Source organism: Bacteroides sp. AR29 (genome assembly GCF_900217715.1).
Classification (GTDB): Bacteria; Bacteroidota; Bacteroidia; order Bacteroidales; family Bacteroidaceae; genus Bacteroides; species Bacteroides uniformis.
Window position 1 is genome coordinate 147,656 of the sequence record NZ_OBMS01000009.1, and the last position, 22,641, is coordinate 170,296.

The 22,641-nt window shown below is 48.7% G+C and carries 18 protein-coding genes and 2 rRNA genes; 5 read left to right on the forward strand and 15 right to left on the reverse strand.

From position 1 onward, the window contains the following. Positions 1-92: 92 nt before the first annotated feature. Complete coding sequence (locus CSD97_RS08175; RefSeq protein ID WP_005827423.1) at positions 93-1,190, forward strand: TlpA disulfide reductase family protein; 1,098 nt, start codon at positions 93-95, stop codon at positions 1,188-1,190. Positions 1,191-1,368: 178 nt separating this feature from the next. On the opposite strand, the gene CSD97_RS08180 is transcribed toward CSD97_RS08175, so the two are convergent. Beyond that, a complete protein-coding gene (locus CSD97_RS08180) occupies positions 1,369-2,340 on the reverse strand; it encodes a hypothetical protein (protein WP_005827419.1) in 972 nt (323 codons plus the stop codon). Between the two features lie 419 nt (positions 2,341-2,759). On the opposite strand from CSD97_RS08180, the gene CSD97_RS08185 reads away from it, so the two are divergent. Both CSD97_RS08185 and nrdG read left to right on the forward strand, forming a co-directional pair. After that, positions 2,760-4,967 carry an anaerobic ribonucleoside triphosphate reductase gene (locus CSD97_RS08185; RefSeq protein ID WP_098032254.1) on the forward strand — a complete coding sequence of 736 codons (2,208 nt, stop codon included), beginning with the start codon at positions 2,760-2,762 and terminating at the stop codon, positions 4,965-4,967. 13 nt (positions 4,968-4,980) lie between these two features. Beyond that, complete coding sequence (nrdG, locus tag CSD97_RS08190; RefSeq protein ID WP_005827412.1) at positions 4,981-5,487, forward strand: anaerobic ribonucleoside-triphosphate reductase activating protein; 507 nt, start codon at positions 4,981-4,983, stop codon at positions 5,485-5,487. A gap of 164 nt (positions 5,488-5,651) precedes the next feature. On the opposite strand, the gene CSD97_RS08195 is transcribed toward nrdG, so the two are convergent. After that, on the reverse strand, positions 5,652-6,998 hold the full coding sequence (locus CSD97_RS08195; protein ID WP_005827410.1) for a threonine/serine exporter family protein: 1,347 nt from the start codon (positions 6,996-6,998) through the stop codon (positions 5,652-5,654). A 111-nt stretch (positions 6,999-7,109) separates the two neighbouring features. On the opposite strand from CSD97_RS08195, the gene CSD97_RS08200 reads away from it, so the two are divergent. Further along, on the forward strand, positions 7,110-7,832 hold the full coding sequence (locus CSD97_RS08200) for a DUF6064 family protein (RefSeq protein WP_005837362.1): 723 nt from the start codon (positions 7,110-7,112) through the stop codon (positions 7,830-7,832). Positions 7,833-7,860: 28 nt separating this feature from the next. Here CSD97_RS08200 and gpmA read toward each other — a convergent pair whose 3' ends face one another. Together gpmA and CSD97_RS08210 are read right to left on the reverse strand one after the other, a co-directional pair. Further along, on the reverse strand, positions 7,861-8,607 hold the full coding sequence (gene gpmA / locus CSD97_RS08205) for a 2,3-diphosphoglycerate-dependent phosphoglycerate mutase (RefSeq protein ID WP_005827407.1): 747 nt from the start codon (positions 8,605-8,607) through the stop codon (positions 7,861-7,863). A gap of 36 nt (positions 8,608-8,643) precedes the next feature. Beyond that, entirely contained in the window at positions 8,644-8,940 is a 297-nt protein-coding gene (locus CSD97_RS08210) for a molecular chaperone DnaJ (RefSeq protein WP_098032259.1), read from the reverse strand. A 243-nt stretch (positions 8,941-9,183) separates the two neighbouring features. Here CSD97_RS08210 and fldA point away from each other — a divergent pair, with 243 nt between their 5' ends. Further along, the gene (gene fldA, locus CSD97_RS08215) at positions 9,184-9,690 is read left to right on the forward strand and encodes a flavodoxin FldA (RefSeq protein ID WP_005837365.1); all 507 of its coding nucleotides are present in this window, start codon (positions 9,184-9,186) and stop codon (positions 9,688-9,690) included. Between the two features lie 124 nt (positions 9,691-9,814). Here the strand turns inward: fldA and CSD97_RS08220 are convergent, their stop codons facing one another. From CSD97_RS08220 to CSD97_RS08275, 11 genes are all read right to left on the reverse strand, one after another. After that, on the reverse strand, positions 9,815-12,379 hold the full coding sequence (locus CSD97_RS08220; RefSeq protein ID WP_005827401.1) for a glycosyltransferase family 1 protein: 2,565 nt from the start codon (positions 12,377-12,379) through the stop codon (positions 9,815-9,817). A 30-nt stretch (positions 12,380-12,409) separates the two neighbouring features. Next, entirely contained in the window at positions 12,410-14,071 is a 1,662-nt protein-coding gene (locus tag CSD97_RS08225; RefSeq protein WP_005827398.1) for a glycogen/starch synthase, read from the reverse strand. 295 nt (positions 14,072-14,366) lie between these two features. After that, positions 14,367-14,786: an ATPase gene (locus CSD97_RS08235; RefSeq protein WP_005827396.1), complete on the reverse strand. Its 420-nt coding sequence runs from the start codon at positions 14,784-14,786 to the stop codon at positions 14,367-14,369. Between the two features lie 33 nt (positions 14,787-14,819). Beyond that, a complete protein-coding gene (locus CSD97_RS08240; protein ID WP_008664313.1) occupies positions 14,820-16,646 on the reverse strand; it encodes a V-type ATPase 116kDa subunit family protein in 1,827 nt (608 codons plus the stop codon). Continuing rightward, positions 16,643-17,248, reverse strand: a complete 606-nt coding sequence (locus tag CSD97_RS08245) for a V-type ATP synthase subunit D (protein ID WP_005827391.1) — start codon at positions 17,246-17,248, stop codon at positions 16,643-16,645. The genes CSD97_RS08240 and CSD97_RS08245 overlap by 4 nt, the downstream gene beginning before the upstream one ends. A 120-nt stretch (positions 17,249-17,368) precedes the next feature. Beyond that, positions 17,369-18,694 carry a V-type ATP synthase subunit B gene (locus CSD97_RS08250; protein WP_005827389.1) on the reverse strand — a complete coding sequence of 442 codons (1,326 nt, stop codon included), beginning with the start codon at positions 18,692-18,694 and terminating at the stop codon, positions 17,369-17,371. A 140-nt stretch (positions 18,695-18,834) separates the two neighbouring features. Continuing rightward, positions 18,835-20,589 carry a V-type ATP synthase subunit A gene (locus CSD97_RS08255; protein WP_005827385.1) on the reverse strand — a complete coding sequence of 585 codons (1,755 nt, stop codon included), beginning with the start codon at positions 20,587-20,589 and terminating at the stop codon, positions 18,835-18,837. Between the two features lie 19 nt (positions 20,590-20,608). Further along, entirely contained in the window at positions 20,609-21,448 is an 840-nt protein-coding gene (locus CSD97_RS08260; RefSeq protein WP_005837370.1) for a DUF2764 domain-containing protein, read from the reverse strand. A gap of 16 nt (positions 21,449-21,464) precedes the next feature. Then, positions 21,465-22,055 (reverse strand): hypothetical protein, encoded by a 591-nt coding sequence (locus CSD97_RS08265; RefSeq protein WP_005827382.1) that lies wholly within the window; start codon positions 22,053-22,055, stop codon positions 21,465-21,467. A 310-nt stretch (positions 22,056-22,365) separates the two neighbouring features. Continuing rightward, positions 22,366-22,476: ribosomal RNA gene (gene rrf, locus CSD97_RS08270) — 5S ribosomal RNA — on the reverse strand. A 71-nt stretch (positions 22,477-22,547) separates the two neighbouring features. Beyond that, positions 22,548-22,641 (reverse strand): 23S ribosomal RNA (locus CSD97_RS08275); the annotation flags it as partial.

Sequence of the window (22,641 nt, forward strand, 5' to 3'; positions counted from 1 at the left end):
ATTAAAACTATAAAAATCCTCTCCGGTTCATATCGGAGGGGATTTTTTATTACTATATTTGCAGCTATAATCATTCATTAAAAAAACAAACAATGAAAAAGTTTACTTATCTGCTCGCTGTAGCCGCTGTATTTACAGCTTGTAACAGTGGAAACAACGGTTACACCGTAACCGGAACTGTAGAGGGTGCAGCCGACGGCGACACCGTATATCTGGAAACCGTGGAAGGACGCCAATTCGTAAAATTGGACTCTGCTGTCATCAAAGATGGAACATTTACCTTCAAGGGTACACAAGATACTGCTGTCAACCGCTACATCTCCTACAAAGCCGAAGGAAAAGACGGCGCAGCCATCGACTTCTTCCTGGAAAACGGCAAGATTAAAATCAACTTGTCGCAGGAAAACAACTCTGCCACCGGTACTGCCAACAATGATGCCTACCAGGAAATCAGAGCCCAAATCAACGGTCTGAACAAACAAATGATGAGCATCTACGAATCCATGTCGGACACCACACTGACCGACGAACAACGCGAGGCTAAAGGCAAAGAGATGGAAAATCTGGAAAACAGCATGATATCCGCCATCAAAGCCGGCATCAACAAGAACATCACCAACCCGGTGGGTGTACTCCTGCTGAAGCAGAACTACTACTACATGGATGTGGCAGACCTCGACCCGCTGATGCCCCAAATCCCTGCAGCTTACGACAACGACGAAGCCATCGTCAAGATAAAGAACAACGTTGAAAAGATGAAAGCCACTGCCGTAGGCCAGAAGTTTACAGACTTCGAGATGCAGACGCCGGAAGGAAAAACGGTAAAACTGTCCGACTACGTAGGCAAGGGCAAAGTTGTCCTTGTTGACTTCTGGGCAAGCTGGTGCGGCCCCTGCCGTCGCGAGATGCCCAACCTGGTGGAAGCTTACGCCAAATATAAGAACAAGAACTTCGAGATTGTAGGCGTATCTCTGGACCAGAGTGCTGACGCATGGAAAGAAGCCATCAAGAAGCTGAACATCACGTGGCCGCAAATGTCCGACCTGAAATACTGGAACTGCGAAGGCGCACAGCTTTATGCCGTAAGCAGCATCCCCCACACTGTGTTGATTGACGGTGAAGGAACTATCCTTGCACGCGGACTGCACGGTGACGAGCTTCAGGAAAAGATAGCCGAAGCTGTCAAATAATAAAACCGGACACACCGGAAACTAAAAAAGGAGTGCCACACTTCGTCAATCGAAATGCCACACTTCACGAGGCCCAATCAATGGCATTTACCTCTGTGAAATGTGGCATTTCCCTTGCTGAAGTGTGGCATTTCCCTTGCTGAAGTGTGGCATTCGGAATGATGGAATGCGGCGTTTTTCAAGAGAAGATACGCGCAGCCATTTCCATCCCCAACCTTACGGTTTCCCACTGTTTCTCCTCATCGGCCTCCGAAGGCGAAAGAAGCGCATTGGCATCCGGCAGACATAAAGTGAAACGTTTCAAAGGAATATAGTTCAATACACTTTCGGTTTTTGCCTGCAATTCATCCAACTCGTCCTCCTGAGGATAATGGGACAGCACGAAACCGAACACCGCTTCCTTCTCGTGTATGAACCAGAGCAGACGGTTACGGTCGCACGCGCCACAGTCGTAATTCAGGAAATAAGCATCGGCCCCATGCAGTTGCACCAGCATGTCCGTCGGTGCATGGAATGCAACATACATCCCTGCAGGACGCTCACGCAAAACCCGGTTGTTGAGCCGGATGGTATCTTCCATTATCACCGAATGTACCCCGTCGAACTGGACGTAGCGGCAGCCTGCATCATAAAGTTTGGTAAGCAAAAATTTGTAGCAGGAAGCAATATCATCCGTCAAAAGCCGGATGTCGGAGTAAACGGTTTCTATCTGAGTCCGCTCCACACGTTGAATAATCTGGGTCATAACCTCTGCCGGCGAAGGGATATGCTGTTTTTTCATCACCCCTCCGTCCACAATGGAATCAAGAAATGCGAATTCTTCCAGAATAGGATGCCGTAGCAAACTGAGCCGTCCTGTAATCTCCAAAGGAGAGCCTTCGGAGAAAGGCCGGCCGTCTTTGGAACAAATACCCTCCCAGCTTTCCAAAAAATCGCGACTTCGGAAACCACCATCGGAAACAACCTTCATGCCTCCCAGCTCCAGCCGTTCCACCAGACTGCGCACTTCCGCATCTTCAACAGCCTGCAATATCTGCCGGCTCACCTGCCCGTTCTGATATTGCTCGCGGACATCCTTCAATGCACGAGGTACACAAAAAGCCCCAGCTATATCAATTTTAAACGGAGGAAATACATTTGCCATGTTCATCCTTTCTTTGATTATTATAATAATGATACTTTTGCCCCAATACCATGAGCAGCAAAGCAATACAATCGAATGGCAACAAGAAGTATTATCAAGGACTAAAAACCTTAAATAAACCAATTCGTTGCAAATATAACTAAAAAAATCGAAGATTCACAATCTGCCCAAAAGATTTATCTTCATTTGACACTTCGAAATCAGATGATGCTTATGCATGCAATAATAATCAGTAATGAATAACTTTAAAAGTTATTTTTCATTAGAAGTTTTCCACTTTAAACAATTACATCATTAATAATCAATAGATTAACACTTTTTAAACCACAAAAAGTTTTCCAAAAAGCAAAACCTATCAATAACTATAATATCTTTGTTTCCGCAATTAAACTAAAAAAGACAGTCACATTTAAGCATAAAAGGTTATGATACAGACAGTACTCAAGCGCGACGGGCGCGTCGTCGGATTCAACGAAGAAAAAATAGCAACGGCCATCCGCAAAGCCATGTTGCATACAGACAAGGGGGAAGACCTGCAACTGATACACCAGATTACGGACCGCATCTCTTTCAAGGGAGATTCGCAGATGACGGTGGAAGCCATCCAGGATTTGGTGGAAGTGGAGCTGATGAAGAGCAGCCGCAAGGACGTTGCCCAGAAATACATCGCTTACCGCAACCAGCGAAGCATTGCCCGCAAAGCAAAGACGCGCGACATGTTCCTGGAAATCATTAACATCAAGTCCAACGACATCACACGCGAAAATGCCAACATGAATGCCGATACCCCGGCGGGCATGATGATGAAGTTTGCCAGCGAAACCACCAAGCCTTTTGTGGACGACTATCTGCTGAGTGAAGAAGTTCTGGATGCCGTCACCCAGAACTATCTGCACATCCATGACAAGGATTATTATCCCACCAAGAGCCTGACATGCGTGCAACATCCGCTGGACCATATTCTGAAATACGGCTTCTCTGCCGGACACGGCGAATCGCGCCCGGCCAAACGCATCGAGACTGCCAGTATCCTGGGATGCATCTCGCTGGAAACAGCCCAGAACGAGATGCACGGCGGACAAGCCATCCCTGCATTCGATTTCTACCTTGCCCCCTACGTGCGCAACAGCTTCATCGAGGAAGTCAAGAACCTGGAAGAACTGAATGGAAAAGACTATTCCCATCTCTATCAGAAGGAACTGGCCGACTATCTGCTGCAGCCGTTGGACGGACTGACGGACGAGGACCGCATCGTGCAGCATGCTGTCAACAAGACCGTATCGCGCGTGCACCAGTCCATGGAGGCGTTTATCCATAACATGAACACCATCCACTCACGCGGCGGCAACCAAGTGGTGTTCAGCTCCATCAACTACGGCACAGACACCTCTGCCGAGGGGCGCTGCATCATCCGCGAGCTGCTGAAAAGCACCTATCAAGGGGTAGGAAACGGAGAAACCGCCATCTTCCCCATCCAGATATGGAAAAAGAAACGGGGTGTGAGCTACCTGCCTGAAGACCGCAACTACGACCTCTACCAACTGGCCTGCAAGGTGACGGCACGGCGTTTCTTCCCGAACTTCCTGAACCTGGACGCCACCTTCAACCAAAGCGAGGACTGGAAAGCCGATGACCCGAAACGCTACCAGCATGAAGTTGCCACCATGGGATGCCGCACCCGTGTATTCGAAAACCGTTTCGGACCGAAGACCTCCATCGGACGCGGCAACATCTCTTTCTCTACCATCAACATCGTCCGTCTGGGCATTGAGTGCATGAACATCGAAGACAAGGAACAGCGCATCGCCCGGTTCTTTGCCAAGCTGGATAGTATGCTCGAAGTGACCGCACGCCAGCTGCACGAGCGCATGGAGTTTCAAAAGACCGCCTTCGCCAAGCAGTTCCCGCTACTGATGTCTGCCTTGTGGATAGGCAGCGAGAAGCTGAAACCGAACGATACGATTGCTTCCGTCATCAACCAGGGAACACTGGGAATCGGTTTCATCGGGTTGGCAGAATGTCTCGTGGCATTGCTCGGAAAACATCACGGCGAATCTGGCGAAGCCCAGGAGCTGGGACTGAAAATCGTGACCTACATGCGCGACCGTGCCAACCAGTTCTCGGAGCAATACCAGCACAACTACAGCGTGCTTGCCACTCCTGCCGAAGGGCTGTCGGGCAAGTTCACCCGCATCGACCGTAAAAAGTTCGGCACGCTGCCGGGCATCACAGACCGTGACTACTACACCAACTCCAACCACGTGCCCGTATACTACAAATGCAGCGCCCGCCACAAAGCGGAAGTGGAGGCTCCTTATCATGAACTGACCCGCGGCGGACACATCTTCTATGTGGAGATAGACGGTGACGCCACCCACAATCCGGAAGTCATTATGCGTGTAGTGGACATGATGGACCAATACAACATCGGCTACGGTTCGGTAAACCACAACCGTAACCGCTGTCTGGAGTGCGGCCACGAAAACTCCACCCCAAACCTGGAAGAATGCCCGAAGTGCGGCAGCAAGCATATCGACAAGCTGCAACGCATCACCGGCTACCTGGTGGGGACAACCGACCGCTGGAACAATGCCAAGCTGGCAGAGTTGAACGACAGGGTCGTTCATAATTAAAAATTCCCTACTCATGCTTTCTATTCTCGACATTTTAGAAGATACCACAGTAGACGGTCCGGGCTTCCGGACCGCCATTTATGCTGCCGGATGCCCCAACGGTTGTCCCGGTTGCCACAATCCGGAGTCGTGGGACATCAACCGCGGGCACTGGATGAGTACGGAAGAGATTCTGGAAAAAGTCCTTGCCGACAACTTTGCAGACGTCACCTTCAGTGGTGGAGACCCGATGTTCCAGCCGGAAGGATTCACCCAACTGGCACATGCCATCAAGGAGCGGAGCCGGAAAAACATCTGGTGCTATACGGGCTATACTTTCGAAAAGCTACTGCGCAACCCGCGCCAAGCCCAACTGCTGAAGTACATCGACGTACTGGTGGACGGCAAATTCAAGAAAGAACTGAGGGATGAGGAACTCTATTTCCGGGGAAGCCGCAACCAGCGTCTGATTGACGTACAAACATCCCTGCAAAAAGGCGAAACCGTCATTTACCACTATAATCCGAAAAAGGGCATTTAAAAAAGAAGAAAAGTTTTCAAAAATATATGAGCACTTTTATAATGTTATAATATCAGGCGCAAATTACACGGAATAACACGGATTCAATAAACAAAATCCGTGAAATCCGCGTAATCCGCGCCTAAAAGAAAGTGTTAAGAGTTTTTTGACACCCTCCACCTATATCACCATTCTATAAATTTCCCTCTTTCCCTGCGCTTCTGCAGCTCCTCCTGAAGAAAGCGCTGCCTATCCTTGGCAATATACCGGCGGGCAAAGATATTGGGCACCGCCACTCCCAGCGCTATGCAGAGAATAATCAGTGAAGCCGTGATGCCGTTGGAAACAACCGCCGTCACCTCGCCTACCACACCGTGCATATTGATAAGCCCGAAAAGTGCACGATACATCAGCACTCCCGGAATCATAGGGATGACAGAAGGAATCGTCAGCACATGATTGGGAACATGGAACCAATGCACTGCCTTCACGGCTATCAGGCTGACAACCATGCTGCCCATGAACGAACCTATCACCGGTCCGTAACCCAATTCGAAATTGACAAAGTTACGCGTACAAACGGCAATGATACCGCCCACCGCAACAACCCACAACAAGCGCCGCTGTATGTTGAATATCATGGAAAATCCCATGGCAGCTATCGCCGCCGCAATGGCATACACCAGATAACTGTCATGAGGCACCATACTCAATTCGCTGAACTTCTTGTCAATCACGACATCCTCCACCGTCAGCAGGCGCATGGCTATTACAATGCCGAAGGCCATTGCACAGACCATCAGCACCGTATTCACAGCCCGCACAATGCCCACCTGGATATAATTGTCAATCATATCATCCACAAAGTTTATCAGCGGCACCCCCGGAACGATGAACAGTGCACACGCCAACAACGGATGATAGGGAGTTTCCGAGAGCCCGGCAAACGAAGACACATAGGCCAGACAGGTAGAAATCAATGCGGCAATGGCAATACTCATATAGTGATTGATGCCGAACTCCATGCAACGGGCACGGACGCGGAAGCCGGCAAAAGCGCAGATAGAGGTAAACAGAAACGCCATCCAGTCACCACCGAACAGTTTACAGAAACCTCCGCAGGCAAAGCCGGCACCGATGGCAACAACGTATGGCACATAGTTCCGCTTCTTGTTTTTGATTCTTTCCAGTTCCTCCTCATACTGGTCGAGGGAATAGTCATTCTCAATAGCCCGCCAGGACAGTTTGCTGATTTCGGAAATGGCAGTCATGTTGATGCCATGCTTTTCACATTTCTGGAATTTGGAGAACGAATGCAGGCCGTCGCTCACATTCACCACCAGCATGGTATAACTTACGTCGATGTGGAGCTTTTCTTCCGGCAGCCCCAGATAGGCGGCAACACGGTTCAGGTTACGAACAACACGGTTCGTATCAGCCGCACTCTCCACCAGCAGCTGTCCGGTACGAAGCAATAAATCGAGTTTCCTGCGCAGCAGGGCAATCTCTTGTTCAGTCAAAGTCTTATCCATGAATCTTTTTACCTATTTTTTGGAGGCACAAAGATAGGCAAAATGTAGAAAACGATTTCATTCTTTCGGCAGAAAACTCTACCTTTGCAGCCGTTTTTTTAATGGACACAAATGGAAATATTCTGGAATACTATCGCACAATACAACGAGGCCACCTGGTGGACACAGCTCCTCATCACCGCAGCAGGTATCCTGCTCACCACGCAACTCTACCGGAAACCGACCTTATGGGCAAAACGCTCCATGAAAATCTACATGGTATTTCTGAACGGGTGGATATCCATCGTGTACTACATGATGTATTGCGGAGCGCGCGGACACCACCATATACTCGCCATCTTCTGGGGAGTGATTGCAGTGTTGTGGCTATGGGATTTGTTTACCGGCTACACTCCGTTCGAGCGCAACCCGAAATACAAGGTACTGGTGGGGGTACTCTATGCAATGCCTTTCCTCTACCCGCTCCTTTCGTGGGCACGCGGAATGGAATTTCCCATGATGACCACCACCGTGATGCCCTGCTCGGTAGCAGTTTTCACCATCGGGCTGCTGCTGGCTTTCTCGCGCAGGGTCAACCTGCTCGTCATTCTGTTCCTTTGCCACTGGGCGCTCATCGCCTTTTCCAAAGTCTACATCTACAAGATTCCCGAAGACCTGCTACTGGCAAGCGCCACCGTGCCTGCCATCTATCTGTTCTTCAAGAACTACTTTGAACAGAACTTGCACAAGGAAACCAAGCTGGGTGCACGGCTCATGAACTGGTTCCTTATCCTCATCTGTATAGTGGTCGGGGTACTGCTCAGCATGACGCTGCTCCATGGAATGAGAGGATAAAGAAATAGCGCGCTTCCGCGCGCCAAAATCATTTCTTCTTTCCCTGATTGGCCACAGCCTCCATCAATTTCTTTATCTCCTCGGGATCACCCAAGAAATAGTCTTTCGTCAAGTTCAGCTCATCGTCAAACTCAAAGACGTAGGGCACCGCCGTAGGCAGGTTCAGATGCACAATTTCATCGTCCGAAATATGCTTCAGATGCTTGATAATACCCCGCAGGCTATTGCCATGAGCCACTACCAGCAATTCGTCGGCCGTCTTCAGATTCGGGAAGATGACACATTTCCAGTAAGGCATGATACGCTCAATCGTATCTTTCAACGACTCCGTACGGGGCAGTTCGGCATCGGGCACTTCTTGATAACGGTCCTCAAAACGCGGATTACGCGGGTCATCCTCGGCCAATGCATGCGGAGCCACATCAAAGCTCCGGCGCCATACCAACACCTGCTCGTCACCGTACTTGGCAGCCGTCTCTGCCTTGTTCAGCCCTTGCAACTGGCCGTAGTGTTTCTCATTCAACCTCCACGATTTCTCCACCGGAATCCAGTCCTGGTCGAGGCGGTCCAGCACACAATCCAGTGTCTTCACGGCACGCTTCAGATAGGAAGTATACGCCTTCTTGAAACGGAATCCCTTTTCTGCCAGCAGCTCACCCGCCCTTACAGCTTCAGCAACGCCTTTCTCTGTCAAATCAACATCCGTCCACCCCGTGAAGCGGTTTTCCTTATTCCATGCACTCTCGCCGTGGCGAAGCAAAACAATCTTTTTCATATAGTCTCCTTTCAGTTTTACCTATAGAACACCCGGCTACCTCCTCTTGTTCATGCAATAGCGGACCACATATACCAAAAGTACCAGAAACGCCACCCACACCATGCTGATGACCGGCAGGTAGCAGTTATACAAATATTCCCCTTCCTTCGGGACACGGTTGAAAGTACAGATTATGCAATTACAGCACGCATCGAGTGCATCATGCGAGAATACCGAAAAAACAATGATAGCCACCCCCGCAAGAAGCATCATCAAAGTCCCCCACACCAGCCACTTACCAGCCACGGAAGGATGGAATTGCGAATGAGTGGAATGTACGAATCTAACCATAAACACTTGTCTATTATTACCGGTACAAATGTCCTTCATTTTTAACAATCCGGCAATACCTACTTTTCATCAAAAAGAGAGTCTGCCATCCCAATTAGTAGGTAGCCGCGACCTCTATAAACCACGCCACAAGCTAACCCGAAATGGGGAGCGGCACAACACTAAAAGCCCTACATGTAGGTATTTCACGTTCTCCGGCAAAGCCTTTACTTTGCAGCAAACAATTTAATCACTTTATTTACAATGAAAAAGACTGGTGTTTTTTATGGTTCCAGTACCGGAACCTGCGAAGAGTTGGCTAACCAGATAGCCGAAAAGTTGAGAGTTTCCTCCACCGACGTACATAGTGTTGACAAGATGACCGCCGATAAAATCAAGGAATATGAAGTGCTGGTTCTAGGTACCTCCACTTGGGGAGACGGCGAACTGCAGGACGACTGGTATGACGGTGTAAAAGTACTGAAGAGCGCCGACCTTTCCATGAAGTTCGTAGCCCTATTCGGTTGCGGTGACTCCGAATCCTACTGCGACACATTCTGCGACGGCATCGGAGTACTCTACGAGGACCTGAAGGATAGCGGATGTACCTTCTTGGGCAACAAAGTCAGCACGGACGGGTATTCCTTCTCCTCTTCCATCGCCGTGGTAGACGGTGCATTCGTAGGACTTCCCCTCGACGAAGTGAACGAAAGTAACAAAACCGCCGAACGCATTGACGCCTGGACAGCCGAAATAAAAAGCAAGCTCTAGAAAAGAAACAGACCATCCGTTTACTTTAAACGGATGGTCTGCCTGCATCATGCAGATGATATCTTTTATCTGAACAGATAATGTGTTCCGCCATATCCGCAGGCACATTATCTTTTTTATGCTCTTATACGAACCAGCGAACGTAGCAGAAGTCCTGACGGTGAGGCAGGTCTGCATTCTTCGGGAACATACGGTAAGAAACCTTGAAGCTACCCGCATTTTCCATCTTGTGCTTAGCTTGGAAAGTATAAAGGTTACCTTCTTTCTTCACTACATTGAACGGTTCTACGGAGTAAACATGCTGTTTGCCATCCTGAGCCGTATAAGTAGTCACCAGTTCCAGACCGATAGCATCGTTCAAGCCCTTCTCGTCGATAACGTAAGTAATGGTGTATTCCTTACCGCTCTCGATGGAGCCTTTCACCAGGTCTTCGGTCTTTTCGCAAGACACCACTTCAATGCTGTCCCACTTCTCGGCAACTTCTTCCTTCCAAGCAGCTATTTCCTTAGCCTTGGCACAACCGTCGGCAGCCAGCATCTTGAAACGTTTGGCCTCCTTGATGTAGAACTTGTCGTAATAGTCGTCCAGCTGACGCTTCATTGTATAGTGGGGAGCAATCTGTGCGATGGAGTTCTTGATAGTCTTCACCCAACCTTCAGAATATCCCTTCTTGTTGCGTGCATAGAACAACGGCAGAATTTCTTGCTCAAGAATGCTGTAGATAGTAGCGGCATCGAGCTGGTCCTGATGTTCCTGGTTCTGGTAAGTACGCTTTTCGGTCAATGCCCAACCGGCACCTTCACGATAGCCTTCCAACCACCAGCCGTCGAGTACGGAGAAGTTTACAACACCGTTCATCAACGCCTTTTCGCCGGAAGTACCGGATGCTTCGAGCGGACGTGTCGGAGTGTTCAGCCAGATATCCACACCTGAAACGAGGCGACGTGCCAACTGCATGTCATAATTTTCCAGGAAGATAATCTTGCCCAGGAACTCCGGACGACGGGAAATCTCAATGATTCTCTTAATCAAGCCCTGGCCGGCACCATCGTGCGGGTGAGCCTTACCGGTAAAGAGGAACTGTACCGGATAGTCGGGGTTGTTCACAATCTTGGCCAGACGGTCGAGGTCGGTGAACAGCAAGTGTGCACGCTTGTAGGTAGCGAAACGGCGTCCGAAACCTATCAGCAGAGCGTTCGGATTGATTTTGTCCAGCAGGGAAACGATGCGTGAAGGGTCACCCTGGTTCTTCAACCAAGTTTCACGGTATTGCTTGCGAACATAGTCAATCAGTTTGTTCTTCATCACCATGCGCGTCTTCCAGATTTCTTCGTCGGACACGTTATAGATAGCCTCCCAAATCTTGGGGTTGGACTGGTCGTAGAGGAAGTTCTCATCAAAATGCGCAGCATAGAGATGTTTCCACTCCGTAGCGCTCCAAGTGGGGAAGTGTACACCGTTGGTAACGTAGCCCACATGGCTTTCTTCGGGGAAGTAACCCTTCCAGATGGAAGCGAACATCTCCTGGGAAACCTTTCCGTGCAGCCAGCTCACACCGTTCACCTCCTGAGAAGTGTTGCAAGCGAATACAGACATACAGAAACGTTCACCCTTGTCGCCCGGATTGTTACGTCCGAGGTCCATCAGGTCGTCCCAGCTGATACCCATTCTTGAAGGATAGCCGCCCATGTACTTGCCGAAAAGGCCTTCGTCGAAGTAGTCGTGACCGGCAGGAACCGGAGTATGTACAGTATAGAGAGAAGAAGCACGTACCAGCTCGATAGCCTGGTCGTAAGTCAGACCTTCGGCCACGTAGTCACAGATGCGCTGTACGTTGATTAAAGCAGCATGTCCTTCGTTGCAGTGATAGATATCTTTCTTGATGCCCAGCTTCTTCAGCGTCAGAATACCACCGATACCGAGCAGGATTTCCTGCTTCAAGCGGTTTTCCCAGTCACCGCCATACAGCTGGTGAGTGATGGAACGGTCGAACTCGCTGTTCATTTCATTGTCAGTATCAAGTAGATAGAGAGAGATACGTCCAACGTTCACTCTCCACACATAAGCATGCACGTAGTAGTCCAGATAAGGAACATCCACTACCATCTGCTCGCCCTTCTCATCCAATACACGGTCGATGGGCAACTGGCCAAAGTTCTGTGCCTCGTAATTGGCAATCTGCTGGCCGTCCATAGACAATGTTTGTGTAAAGTAACCGTAGCGGTACAGGAAACCGATTGCACACAAGTCGGCGTTGCTATCGGAAGCTTCTTTCAGGTAGTCACCGGCAAGTACACCCAGACCGCCGGAATATATCTTAAGTACATGGCTCAAACCATACTCCATACTGAAATAAGCCACGGACGGGCGCTTGCTGTCAGGCTTCACATCCATGTATGTGCGGAACTTGGAGTATACGTCATCCATTCTGCGCAGAATAACTTTGTCATTTGCGAGTGCCTCGAGTTTAGCATAACTCATACGTTCCAGCAGAAGTACGGGGTTCTGTCCTACTTCTTTCCAGAGAGCAGGGTCAAGGTCTCTGAACAGTTCGGTGGCTTCATAATTCCATGCCCACCAGATGTTATGTGCCAGTTCAGACAGTTTCTCCAGTTCGGCGGGAATGTGCGATTTCACATTCACATCTTTCCAGTTAGGAGTGTTTACATTACTAACTTTAATCTTCATTGTATGATAACTAATTGATTAATAATTCTTTTATTTTAGTTGACGCTTCATGGCATTGCGCAGTGCAATGTCGTAAGCCTCGTAATAATATTGTATAAAGTGCTTCCACAAAGCCTGCTCTGCCACCTGGCCTGCACGCTTGCGTATTTCCTTGATTTCGGCTTCCGTCTTGGTAGAGAACAAGGCTACGGTGTCCTTGATGCCGTCTGCCACTTCGGAATAGTTATAGTCCGAACGGTGCAGCACTTCCACTCCGTCGTTTATGCCATGCTGGTTTTTCAGACTGTTCACCCAAAGTCCGAAACCGGCAAGGTCGGTGGTGATGGTAGGCACCCGGAAAGCCACGCTCTCCAGCGGGGTATATCCCCACGGTTCATAATAGGACGGATAGACACTGAGGTCCTCGCCTAAAATCAAGTCATAATAATGCTTGTTGAGGATGCCATCGTGACCATCCTGATAGCAAGGTACAAAAATTACTTTCACCTTATCTTCGGGACGATTGCCCATACCGAGGTATTTCAGCATATCCAGCACCTGGTCGTGCGTCATATTGTGCAGCCAGTGGGTGATGAAAGGACACTGCAACGGTTCGGTGAACTTATCTTTGCTCTTCAAGCGCTTCTGCAAGTCCTCGCGGGGGTCTCCCACCCAGCTGGGCACGTTGACAAACGCCAATACTTTCTTCTTTAAATCTTTATCGCGGTTCAGCCGGTTCAATGATTCCAGGAACACATCGATACCCTTATTTTTGAACTCATAGCGTCCGCTGGTACCGATAATCAGCGTATCGTCGCCCAAGTCCTCACCCAGCAGGCAGTTTGCCACACGCAGCATGGTGGAACGGGCACGTTTGCGCTTGCCGGTAAAGGTGGCGCCTTTCGGTACAAAATCATCTTCAAAACCGTTCATCAGCACAACATCCGCAGGCTTGTCAAGCAATTCCCTGCATTCGTTGTTTGTGATTTCGCTCACAGTGGTGAAACAGTCCACATAGTGGGCCGTCTGCTTTTCAATGGAATGTTTGGACTGCATGTTCAGCTCCTCCGCCATCTGGTCGCCGTTGTAGGCGAAAAGATAATCGTAAAGCGGCTTGTTGTTGCCAGCTATGGAGCGGCCGATGGACGTGGCATGGGTGGTGAAGATAGTCCCTATCTCGGGAACGGCAGACTGAAGATAGAGGGCGGCCATGCCGGTCATCCACTCGTGTGCCTGGAACACCACTTTGTCCGTTTCCGTCAAATTATAGCGATAGAAGCTCTCTATCACCTTGCCGGTAGCGAAAGCAAACATGGATGCTTCGTCATAATCACCATATCCATGCAGTGAATCCACCTGATAGCGGTTCCACATTTCTGTATAAATCTCATTTTTTTCTGCAAAGAACGGTTGGAAATCAACCAATATAACAATAGGTTCTCCCGGAATGTTCCAGCGACCTACGCGGACGGAAAGATTGTCTTTCAACGCTGCATGTTTTTTCCACGCTGCACAAAGGTTATCAGACTCAATGAACAAAGGGTTCTCTTTTCCCTGCCAGAAATCCGGCCCTATAAAGAATAATCTATCGCGAAATTTAGTCTGTAAAGTATTTGCCCTTGTAGACAAAACTGTATAGATACCGCCTACTTTATTACACACTTCCCAACTCGCTTCGAAGATGTAATCGGGGGTAAGTAGTTCTTTAGTCATATTATGTTATAATCTCTTTATCTTAATTACGGCTGCAAAAGTACGGATTATTCTTTGAAAAATAGCCTTTTAATCGAAAAAACTGATTAAATATGCATAAACAATCGTTTGCGGAATGTCATAGTTTAGCCACAAAAGCCCCATTGGCTCGCCCATCCATGCATTTTTCGTCTAAAATTCCCGAAGTTTCAAAAAAGAATTCCTGGAGTTTTCAGTTGAAGCCCCAGGAATTTAAACAAAAAACCCCAGGGATTTCAATTGTAAATCCCTGGGGTTTATTTTCTTATAATCCGGATTATACCATCAATGCAGCTACCAGCGCCAAAATAGCGTAGAATTCAGGAAGCGCGGCGTAAATCATTGTATTGGTCTGTACGTCGTGTCCCTGGGAAATACCCACAATACCGCTAGCACAAATCTGTCCCTGACGGATAGCGGAGAACAGGCATACCAGCCCCACACCCAGTCCGATGCCCAGCATCAAAGGGCCGTCCGTAGCAAAATCCCTGCCCATGGACATCAGGAAAGCCACGAAGCCGTAAAGTCCCTGCGTAGCCGGAAGGGCCGACAAAATCATATAACTTGCTGACTTGGAAGGGTCTTTCTTCAACGCACCTTCTGCCGCACTACCGGCGATAGTTGTACCGAAGCAACTGCCAATTCCTGCAAGGGCCAACATCAGGCCCAGACCGAGATAACCTAAAATTTCATTCATAATGTTTCTATTTTTATTTGTTTTTTAATTTGTTTATTTCTTTACTACTGTAAAAGGTTTATAGGCTTCGCCCTTACCTTCGTAACCGGAATTCTTGAAGTATTCCACAAATGTCAGACGGAGCGGGTGTACAAAGGCACTCAGACAAGACATGGCAATGTTCAGCGTATGCCCGAATATCAGTATCAGACCGCAGAACAGCCATCCCAGGGCCGGACCTGCAGCATCGTTCACCATGAAGGCAAGCTGGTTGAACACGCCTCCAAGCATACCGCCTGCCAAGCCGAGGGCATAGAGACGGATGTAGGAAAGTATATCGCCCATCAATCCGGTTGCCATGTTATAGGTATCCCATACTCCGGCACCGATGTTGACAAATACATTCCGGTGGATATTGTTCAGCAGGTAGATACCGATGGCAGAAACACCGCCAATCACGATAAATGCCCACGTAGACACGTCTTCCGAAATTATTTTGAAGAAGGAAAGTCCGCCGGTGCAGATAAATCCCACCACCAGCAACAGCCATCCCCAAGCACTGAGCGACTCCTTGAAGCCGAAACGAACGGTCTGTCCCACGGCCTTCACCGTCATGGCAATGCAGATGTGCACCGCACCGATAATCAACGCCAGCAGCATTTGCTTGTCATAGGTAGTCTCACCTATCTTACCCACAATCATGAATTCCTTCAGTTTGGCGGGTATCTCCAGGTCAAAGAGGCTTACACCGAAGAAGGTTCCCAATATGGCACCGATGACGGACGTAAATATACCCAACGTAATCACCAGGTTCATCATGCCTTTCATGGACTTGGACATCTTCCTTTTCAAAATGAACCCGAGTGCAATTAGTACCAGACCGTAGCCCGCATCTCCCATACAGAAAGCAAAGAAGAGCGAGAAGAATGGCGCAAGTATCGGTGTCGGGTCGAACTCGGCATATTCGGGCATACCGTACATTTTGGTAAGCACTTCGTACATGCGTGTATAGGCGTTGTTTTTCAGCTTGATGGGAGCATTGTCCTCGCGCTTGGCAGCCCTTATCTCATAATAAGTGCCGCTTTCATCGAGAAGTTTCCTCACATCCGCCTCGCAGTCTTCGGGAATCCAGCCTTCCATCAACACTACGGCACCTTCTGCCATATGTTCGCTGTTCAGCTTGACTTTCAGCAGGTCTATCTCTTCCTGGAGCTGTAGGTTGTACTTCTCCAACGTGCAGTAATTCGCTTTGCAGAATTCTTTCAATCCGGCATGTGCCTGCACAAGGGCCTCTTCCGTATCGGCTTTCTTCCGGCTCAGTTCGGAGAGGCTGAGTGAAGGCAGACGGAGCGGTTCCACATCCAGTTCTACCGGTTGGGGAGTGACGGTCACGAAATAAAGATGTCCGCCGTTCTCTTTCACCACGATGGCATTGTAGTCCTCTGCCCACGCTTCGTTATAGTCTTTCTCCGGGCAGGTATAGAACTGCACGAACCAACCAGCATCTTCCAGCTTGCGGATGGCTCTCCAATCGAAATCGCCCCAGACTTCCATCTGCGCCACATCCTTGTCGATGGCGGGAATCTGCTGGTTCAAGTCTTGTATCCGCGCCTGCAAGTCCTCGTAGAATTTCACCAGAGCATCGGCCGACAACTCTTTATGCACCTTTTCTTCCGGCTGTTTGTCTGCCAGGGTGTGCATGCTCTGAAGCATATTCTTGTAGAGCGTACGCTTCTGCATGAATTGCTGCAAGGTGTCGTCCATCTCGCCGCACTGCCTTTCCACAACGTGCACCACGCCCAGTTCCCGGATTTGTGCCAGAAATGCTTCGTACTCCTTATGATACACAAGGAACGTGAGCTTCTTCATTTTCGTAATCATGCCTCTGCCTCCTTCCTTTTCTCCTGATGGGATTTCATGATTTTCTGCGATGACTTGGAAAGGTTCTCCTCGTCTTCCATAAACCGCTTGATTTTGCGCAGAGCATCCTGATAACCCGGAATCTGTACTTTCTCAAAAAGATTCACCTTCTGGGTGGTCTTTTTACGCGCATGTTCCAACAAGTTCAACTTGGCAACAGTAAATTCACGCTCGATGGCAGTATGTGCCAGTGACTTAAGCAAATGCAGCCCGTCTGCATACCATTTGGGCGCATTGAACAAGCTGTAAGGGCGTATCTCGAAATCTACATTCTCGAGCAACGGCACCCGTACACCGGCAATCTTCTTTACACCGAGATGAACATCGCTGACCTTTATCAATGAAGCGTCGAACTCATTCCAAAGGGCGAACATGGCTTCGTAAGCTTGGATTTCCTTTTCCAACCTCGCGTCCAACGCGGCAGCGTCTCCCTTGCAGCGCTTCACTTCCATACGCAGGGCACTCTCCTTATTCTTAATAATGGGGAGTGTACGCACGCGCACCTTCAGTTGCTTTTCGAGTTGCTGAAGCGAGGTTTTGTTATATTGAAACTTAATAGCCATTTTATTTACGATTTAACGATTTACGATTAGACGACTGAAGCTACTCAATTTCTCAATTTACAGATTTACAATTTCAGTAATATCAATCGTAAACCGTAAATCGTCTAATCGTACATTTATTTAGTTTGCTTTCGGCCAGAACTGGTCCACAAGCTCTTTCTTGATATTCACCTCTTCCGGACGGAAATACTTGCCGAACAGACTCCATGCCACATCGAGCATCTCTGTGGTATCGAGGTTGACATCGATGGCCAGTAGCTGGTTGGAGTAGTCCTTGGCAAAGGCAAGGGTACGTTCGTCGTAGTTCGTCAGGTCGAAACCGTTTTCAAGCTTGGTTTTGGCGTTGGCGGCATCGGCGTACAGACGTACAGCGGCATTCATCACCTGCGGATGGTCCTTACGTGTCTTTTTGCCCGTAACAAGCTGTTTCAGACGGGACAAGGAACGGAACGGGTCAACGATAACCTTACCGATGTCGCTGTCACGACGGAGGAACAACTGGCCTTCCGTGATATAACCCGTATTGTCGGGCACGGCATGCGTAATGTCGCCACCGGACAGAGTCGTCACCGCAATAATCGTGATGGAACCGCCGCTTGGGAACTGCACCGCCTTTTCGTATATCTTCGCCAAGTCCGAATAAAGGGAACCCGGCATGGAGTCCTTCGAAGGAATCTGGTCCATACGGTTGGACACGATGGCGAGCGCATCGGCGTAGGAAGTCATATCCGTCAGCAGCACCAGCACCTTTTCATTATTGTTTACAGCAAAATACTCGGCCGCCGTCAGTGCCATATCCGGAATCAGCAGACGCTCTACCGGAGGATTCTCGGTGGTATTCATAAAGCTGACGATACGGTCGAGCGCACCGGCATTGGAGAATACGTTCTTGAAGTAGAGGTAGTCATCGTTCGTCATACCCATACCGCCAAGGATAATCTTGTCGGTCTCCGCACGCAGAGCCACATTCGCCATCACCTGGTTGAAGGGCTGGTCGGGGTCGGCAAAGAACGGAATCTTCTGTCCGGACACCAGCGTATTGTTCAAGTCGATACCTGCAATACCGGTTGCAATCAGTTCCGAGGGCTGCTTACGGCGCACCGGATTCACGGATGGACCGCCAATTTCCACCTCCTCGCCTTCAATGGCCGGACCACCGTCGATGGGGTCGCCAAAGGCGTTGAAGAAGCGTCCGGCAAGCTGCTCGCTCACTTTGATTGTAGGAGCCTTGCCCAAGAATACTACCTCTGCATTGGTGGGAATACCTTCCGTACCCTCAAACACCTGCAAAGTCACTTCGTCGCCGGCAATCTTCACCACCTGGGCCAGCTTGCCGTTTACGGTCGCCAACTCGTCATACCCCACTCCGGTTGCCTTCAGCGAACACGTAGCTTTCGTAATCTGAGTAATCTTGGTATATATTTTTTGAAATGCTTTTGTTGCCATCTATTTATTTACAATTTAGCAATTTACTATTTACTATTTAAATCTCTGCCATCCTATTCTACTATTTTCCTATCTACAACCTCCGTACACCTGCATCCGCAAGGCAAATAGTAAATTGTAAATAGTCACATAGTACATCCTTAGGCTTTACGTTCCTCAACCAGTTCCTGCAACTGCTTATGGAACTTGTCGTATTCTTCCGACTTAAACTTCGAGTAGTTCATCTGCTTACAGATGTTAATCATTTTCTTGAAGTAATCCATTACTTCGTTGAAGTTGTCGAACTCAAATTCAGTATGACAGATTTCTATTACCATATTCAGAATCTCCTCCTGACGCTCCATCGGGGTCACGGCATCAATTTCATCAAAGGCATCCTGCTGCAGAATAACGAAGTCAATCAATTCCGATTTCCAGAAAGTCACGTGATATTCTACGGGCACACCGTCGTCACCCAAGATGTTGATTTGCTCGGCAATCTCCTTACCACGCTGCAAACGGGTCTTGATTTCATTCACCTTGCCAATCCACTCACCGTTGATGTGCTTGGTGATATACTCTTCAAATTCAGGGTATTCTATATATTTGGAATACGAGTCAATCGGGTTTACGGCAGGATAACGCTTCTTGTCGGCACGGTCTTGCTCAAGGGCATAGAAGCAGCGTGCCACCTTCTTCGTATTCTCGGTTACCGGCTCCTTCAAGTTACCACCGGCAGGCGATACCGTACCGATGAAAGTAATGGAACCGGACTCGCCATTGTTCAGCTTCACATAACCCGCACGGCCGTAGAAGTTGGAGATGATGGAGGACAAGTCCATCGGGAAGGCATCGGGACCGGGCAACTCCTCCATACGGTTGGACATCTCGCGCAATGCCTGCGCCCAACGTGAAGTGGAGTCCGCCATCAGCAGTACCTTCAATCCCATGCTTCGGTAGTATTCTGCAATCGTCATAGCCGTGTAGACAGATGCCTCACGGGCAGCCACCGGCATGTTCGAAGTATTGGCAATGATAATCGTACGTTCCATCAGCTTCCGTCCCGTATGCGGGTCAACCAATTCGGGGAATTCTGTAAAGATTTCCACAACCTCGTTGGCACGCTCACCGCAGGCAGCGATGATTACGATGTCCGCTTCCGCTTGTTTTGAAATGGCATGCTGAAGCACCGTTTTTCCAGTACCGAACGGACCGGGGATAAAACCCGTACCACCTTCCACAATCGGGTTTACGGTGTCGATTACACGCACACCGGTTTCCAGCAATTTGAAAGGACGCGGTTTTTCCTTATAGTTGGTCATGGCGCGCTTCACGGGCCATTTCTGTATCATGTTCACCCGGATGTCATTACCTTCGCTATCCGTCAGCACTGCAATGGTATCCTCAATACTGTAATCACCTTCCTTTGCAATGGATTTCACGGTGCACACACCTTTCTGTTCAAAAGGCACCATGATTTTCAGAGGTTGGAAGTTTTCGTCCACTTGTCCCAGCCAGGCAGCGGCTTCCACTTGGTCGCCCACCTTTGCCAAAGGCACAAAATGCCATTTGCTTCCTTTATCCAGCGGATAGGTATATTGCCCGCGTTTCAAGAAAACACCGTCCATCTTATCGAGGTCGTTTTGCAGACCGTCGTAGTTCTTCGAAAGCATACCGGGCCCCAGTGTTACTTCGAGCATATGTCCGGTAAACTCAGCTTCGGCCCCCACTTTCAGTCCGCGGGTACTCTCAAATACCTGCACGTAGACCTGGGTACCTACTACCTTAATCACCTCCGCCATCAACTTGTCTCCTCCGGTCGAGATATAACAAATCTCATTCTGCGCTACCGGTCCGTCGACGACGAGGGTCACCATGTTGGCTATTACACCACTAACAGTTCCTTTTGTTGCCATATATTTTTAGTTGTTTATTTTATCTGAATTCTGCGGGTATCTGCACCTCGTCTTTCAAGGCAGCGATAATGCTGCGGAACAGTTGGTTACCCTTCTCTTTATCCAACGAAATCCACCGTTCTATCATCTCCAGCTGTAGCAGGAAGACAAACAGACGTTCCACGGTAAAGTAATCGAAGAATGTGGCCTCCTCCATCCAGTCCCAGCGAAGCTGGTCCAGTTTCTTTTCCCGGTCCACCAGTTCCTCCGTCTCACTGATTTTCACCAGCTGCTCCAGATAATCCACCTCAGTACCCAGACCGAAGTCACGGGCATTGGAAGTACGCAGAGCCTCGCACACTTCCGTATCACCCACAATCAGCGGAGCAATGTCCAGCTTGAACTTACGTGCTGTGAGCGCCACCAATATATTATTGAGAGTGAGGTTGAAGCCAAACCAGGAAGACACAAACTGATTCCTGGATTCCATAGCATAGGCGTAATAGAGCGCTGCCAGGCGGTCTTCATACAAGAAACCGTCCTCGGCAGGCAGGCTGAAGTATTCGGAAATGAACGTAGAGAGATAAGATGGGAATACACTGTCAGAGACTTCGTCGCCATCCTTCAGTTGTGAGATATATTCCACCAGTTCCTCCGACGAATAGTTTCCGCGCGGGTCGATGGCAGCATCCTTATCCTTCAATAGTTTCAAGACATTCGCATTATCGAATTTCAGATAAAACAAATCTATCAACTTTTTATCATCTTCCGACAAGGCAGGATATAGTTCCGTCTTGAAATCGGCTACTGTATAGCTCAGTTTACTGTCTTCCAGAGTAAGTTCAGGCAAACCGGCTACCAAGTAATAGTATTTACTCATAATCCTGTGGGAGTTTTTAGAACAGCATTTCCACTAATTGCGGACGCAGGAATTCCTTGAAGTAATTCATAAATTCTTCTTCGCCAAAGTTCACCTTGTACGAACCATCGGCAGGCGATACGGAGAACAAGGTTTTGATGCCATTCACTTGCTCAATCTTCACACCCTTGTCCAGCAGGTCTTTCGCCTTCGCTGCGAAATATTTTGTCAAGCCTTCCGCATCGGCAGTAGAGATAACGATTGGTTCGTTCACACTCCATTTGGACGCCAATGCAACGATGAAGGCATTAAGATAATCCTTGTTTGCAGCAAATGCCTTTACATCGGCATTCACAATGTTGTCCGTCACCAACGTAGCGATTTCGGACTTCAGAGCATTCACAGCCTGACCGGCAAACAACTTTAATTCAGATTTTGTATTCTCTGCCAGTTCATCGGCAGACTTATGAGCGGTAGCCACGATAGAATCCGCTTCCTTGTGAGCATCCTCTATAATTCTCTTGGCTTCTTCCTGAGCTTTTGCGATAAGTTTCTGTGCCTCTTCGTTTCCTTTCTCTACGCCTTCGCGGTAGATCTTATCGGTCAGCTCTTGAATCTTGTTTTCCATATTTGCAGGAGTTATTATATGATTTATATTACAATATTAATTGCGTGATTTTTTCCCTTCCTATTAGATTCACGCCAAATTTACAAAAATCCATTTGATATTGAATAGAAAGAAAGGAAGAAAAGTTCTTGCTCTTCCAAAAAAACTCATTTTACACCAACTTTGTTCTGTAATGATAACAAAAGAATGACAAAAGAAGCAGAAAAATACGTATGCAACAACGCATGACAGGGATTAAGGGGAGCAGTTCCGGAGGTATATAAACGAACAAAGCCTCCGTATCCTTATCAGACACGGAGGCTTCTTCTGAAAACGGCGACTACCTACTCTCCCACTGTTACGCAGTACCATCGGCGTGACCGGGCTTAACTTCTCTGTTCGGAATGGGAAGAGGTGGAACCCCGGTGCTGTAGTCACCTGAATAAGGCAGACATGATGAGAAAAAAGTAAAGTGTCCATATATTGCTGAACGTATATACCTCCATACACGGAAGGCAAAAAGTGGACGGGCAATTAGTAATGCTCGGCTATGACATCGCTGCCTGTACACCTGCATCCTATCAACGTCGTAGTCTACAACGACCCT

Coding starts and splice junctions, on each gene's coding strand:
- CSD97_RS08175 (WP_005827423.1), top strand. CDS start 93: ATGAAAAAGTTTACTTATCTGCTCGCTGTAGCCGCTGTATTTACAGCT.
- CSD97_RS08180 (WP_005827419.1), bottom strand. CDS start 2,340: ATGAACATGGCAAATGTATTTCCTCCGTTTAAAATTGATATAGCTGGG.
- CSD97_RS08185 (WP_098032254.1), top strand. CDS start 2,760: ATGATACAGACAGTACTCAAGCGCGACGGGCGCGTCGTCGGATTCAAC.
- nrdG (WP_005827412.1), top strand. CDS start 4,981: ATGCTTTCTATTCTCGACATTTTAGAAGATACCACAGTAGACGGTCCG.
- CSD97_RS08195 (WP_005827410.1), bottom strand. CDS start 6,998: ATGGATAAGACTTTGACTGAACAAGAGATTGCCCTGCTGCGCAGGAAA.
- CSD97_RS08200 (WP_005837362.1), top strand. CDS start 7,110: ATGGAAATATTCTGGAATACTATCGCACAATACAACGAGGCCACCTGG.
- gpmA (WP_005827407.1), bottom strand. CDS start 8,607: ATGAAAAAGATTGTTTTGCTTCGCCACGGCGAGAGTGCATGGAATAAG.
- CSD97_RS08210 (WP_098032259.1), bottom strand. CDS start 8,940: ATGGTTAGATTCGTACATTCCACTCATTCGCAATTCCATCCTTCCGTG.
- fldA (WP_005837365.1), top strand. CDS start 9,184: ATGAAAAAGACTGGTGTTTTTTATGGTTCCAGTACCGGAACCTGCGAA.
- CSD97_RS08220 (WP_005827401.1), bottom strand. CDS start 12,379: ATGAAGATTAAAGTTAGTAATGTAAACACTCCTAACTGGAAAGATGTG.
- CSD97_RS08225 (WP_005827398.1), bottom strand. CDS start 14,071: ATGACTAAAGAACTACTTACCCCCGATTACATCTTCGAAGCGAGTTGG.
- CSD97_RS08235 (WP_005827396.1), bottom strand. CDS start 14,786: ATGAATGAAATTTTAGGTTATCTCGGTCTGGGCCTGATGTTGGCCCTT.
- CSD97_RS08240 (WP_008664313.1), bottom strand. CDS start 16,646: ATGATTACGAAAATGAAGAAGCTCACGTTCCTTGTGTATCATAAGGAG.
- CSD97_RS08245 (WP_005827391.1), bottom strand. CDS start 17,248: ATGGCTATTAAGTTTCAATATAACAAAACCTCGCTTCAGCAACTCGAA.
- CSD97_RS08250 (WP_005827389.1), bottom strand. CDS start 18,694: ATGGCAACAAAAGCATTTCAAAAAATATATACCAAGATTACTCAGATT.
- CSD97_RS08255 (WP_005827385.1), bottom strand. CDS start 20,589: ATGGCAACAAAAGGAACTGTTAGTGGTGTAATAGCCAACATGGTGACC.
- CSD97_RS08260 (WP_005837370.1), bottom strand. CDS start 21,448: ATGAGTAAATACTATTACTTGGTAGCCGGTTTGCCTGAACTTACTCTG.
- CSD97_RS08265 (WP_005827382.1), bottom strand. CDS start 22,055: ATGGAAAACAAGATTCAAGAGCTGACCGATAAGATCTACCGCGAAGGC.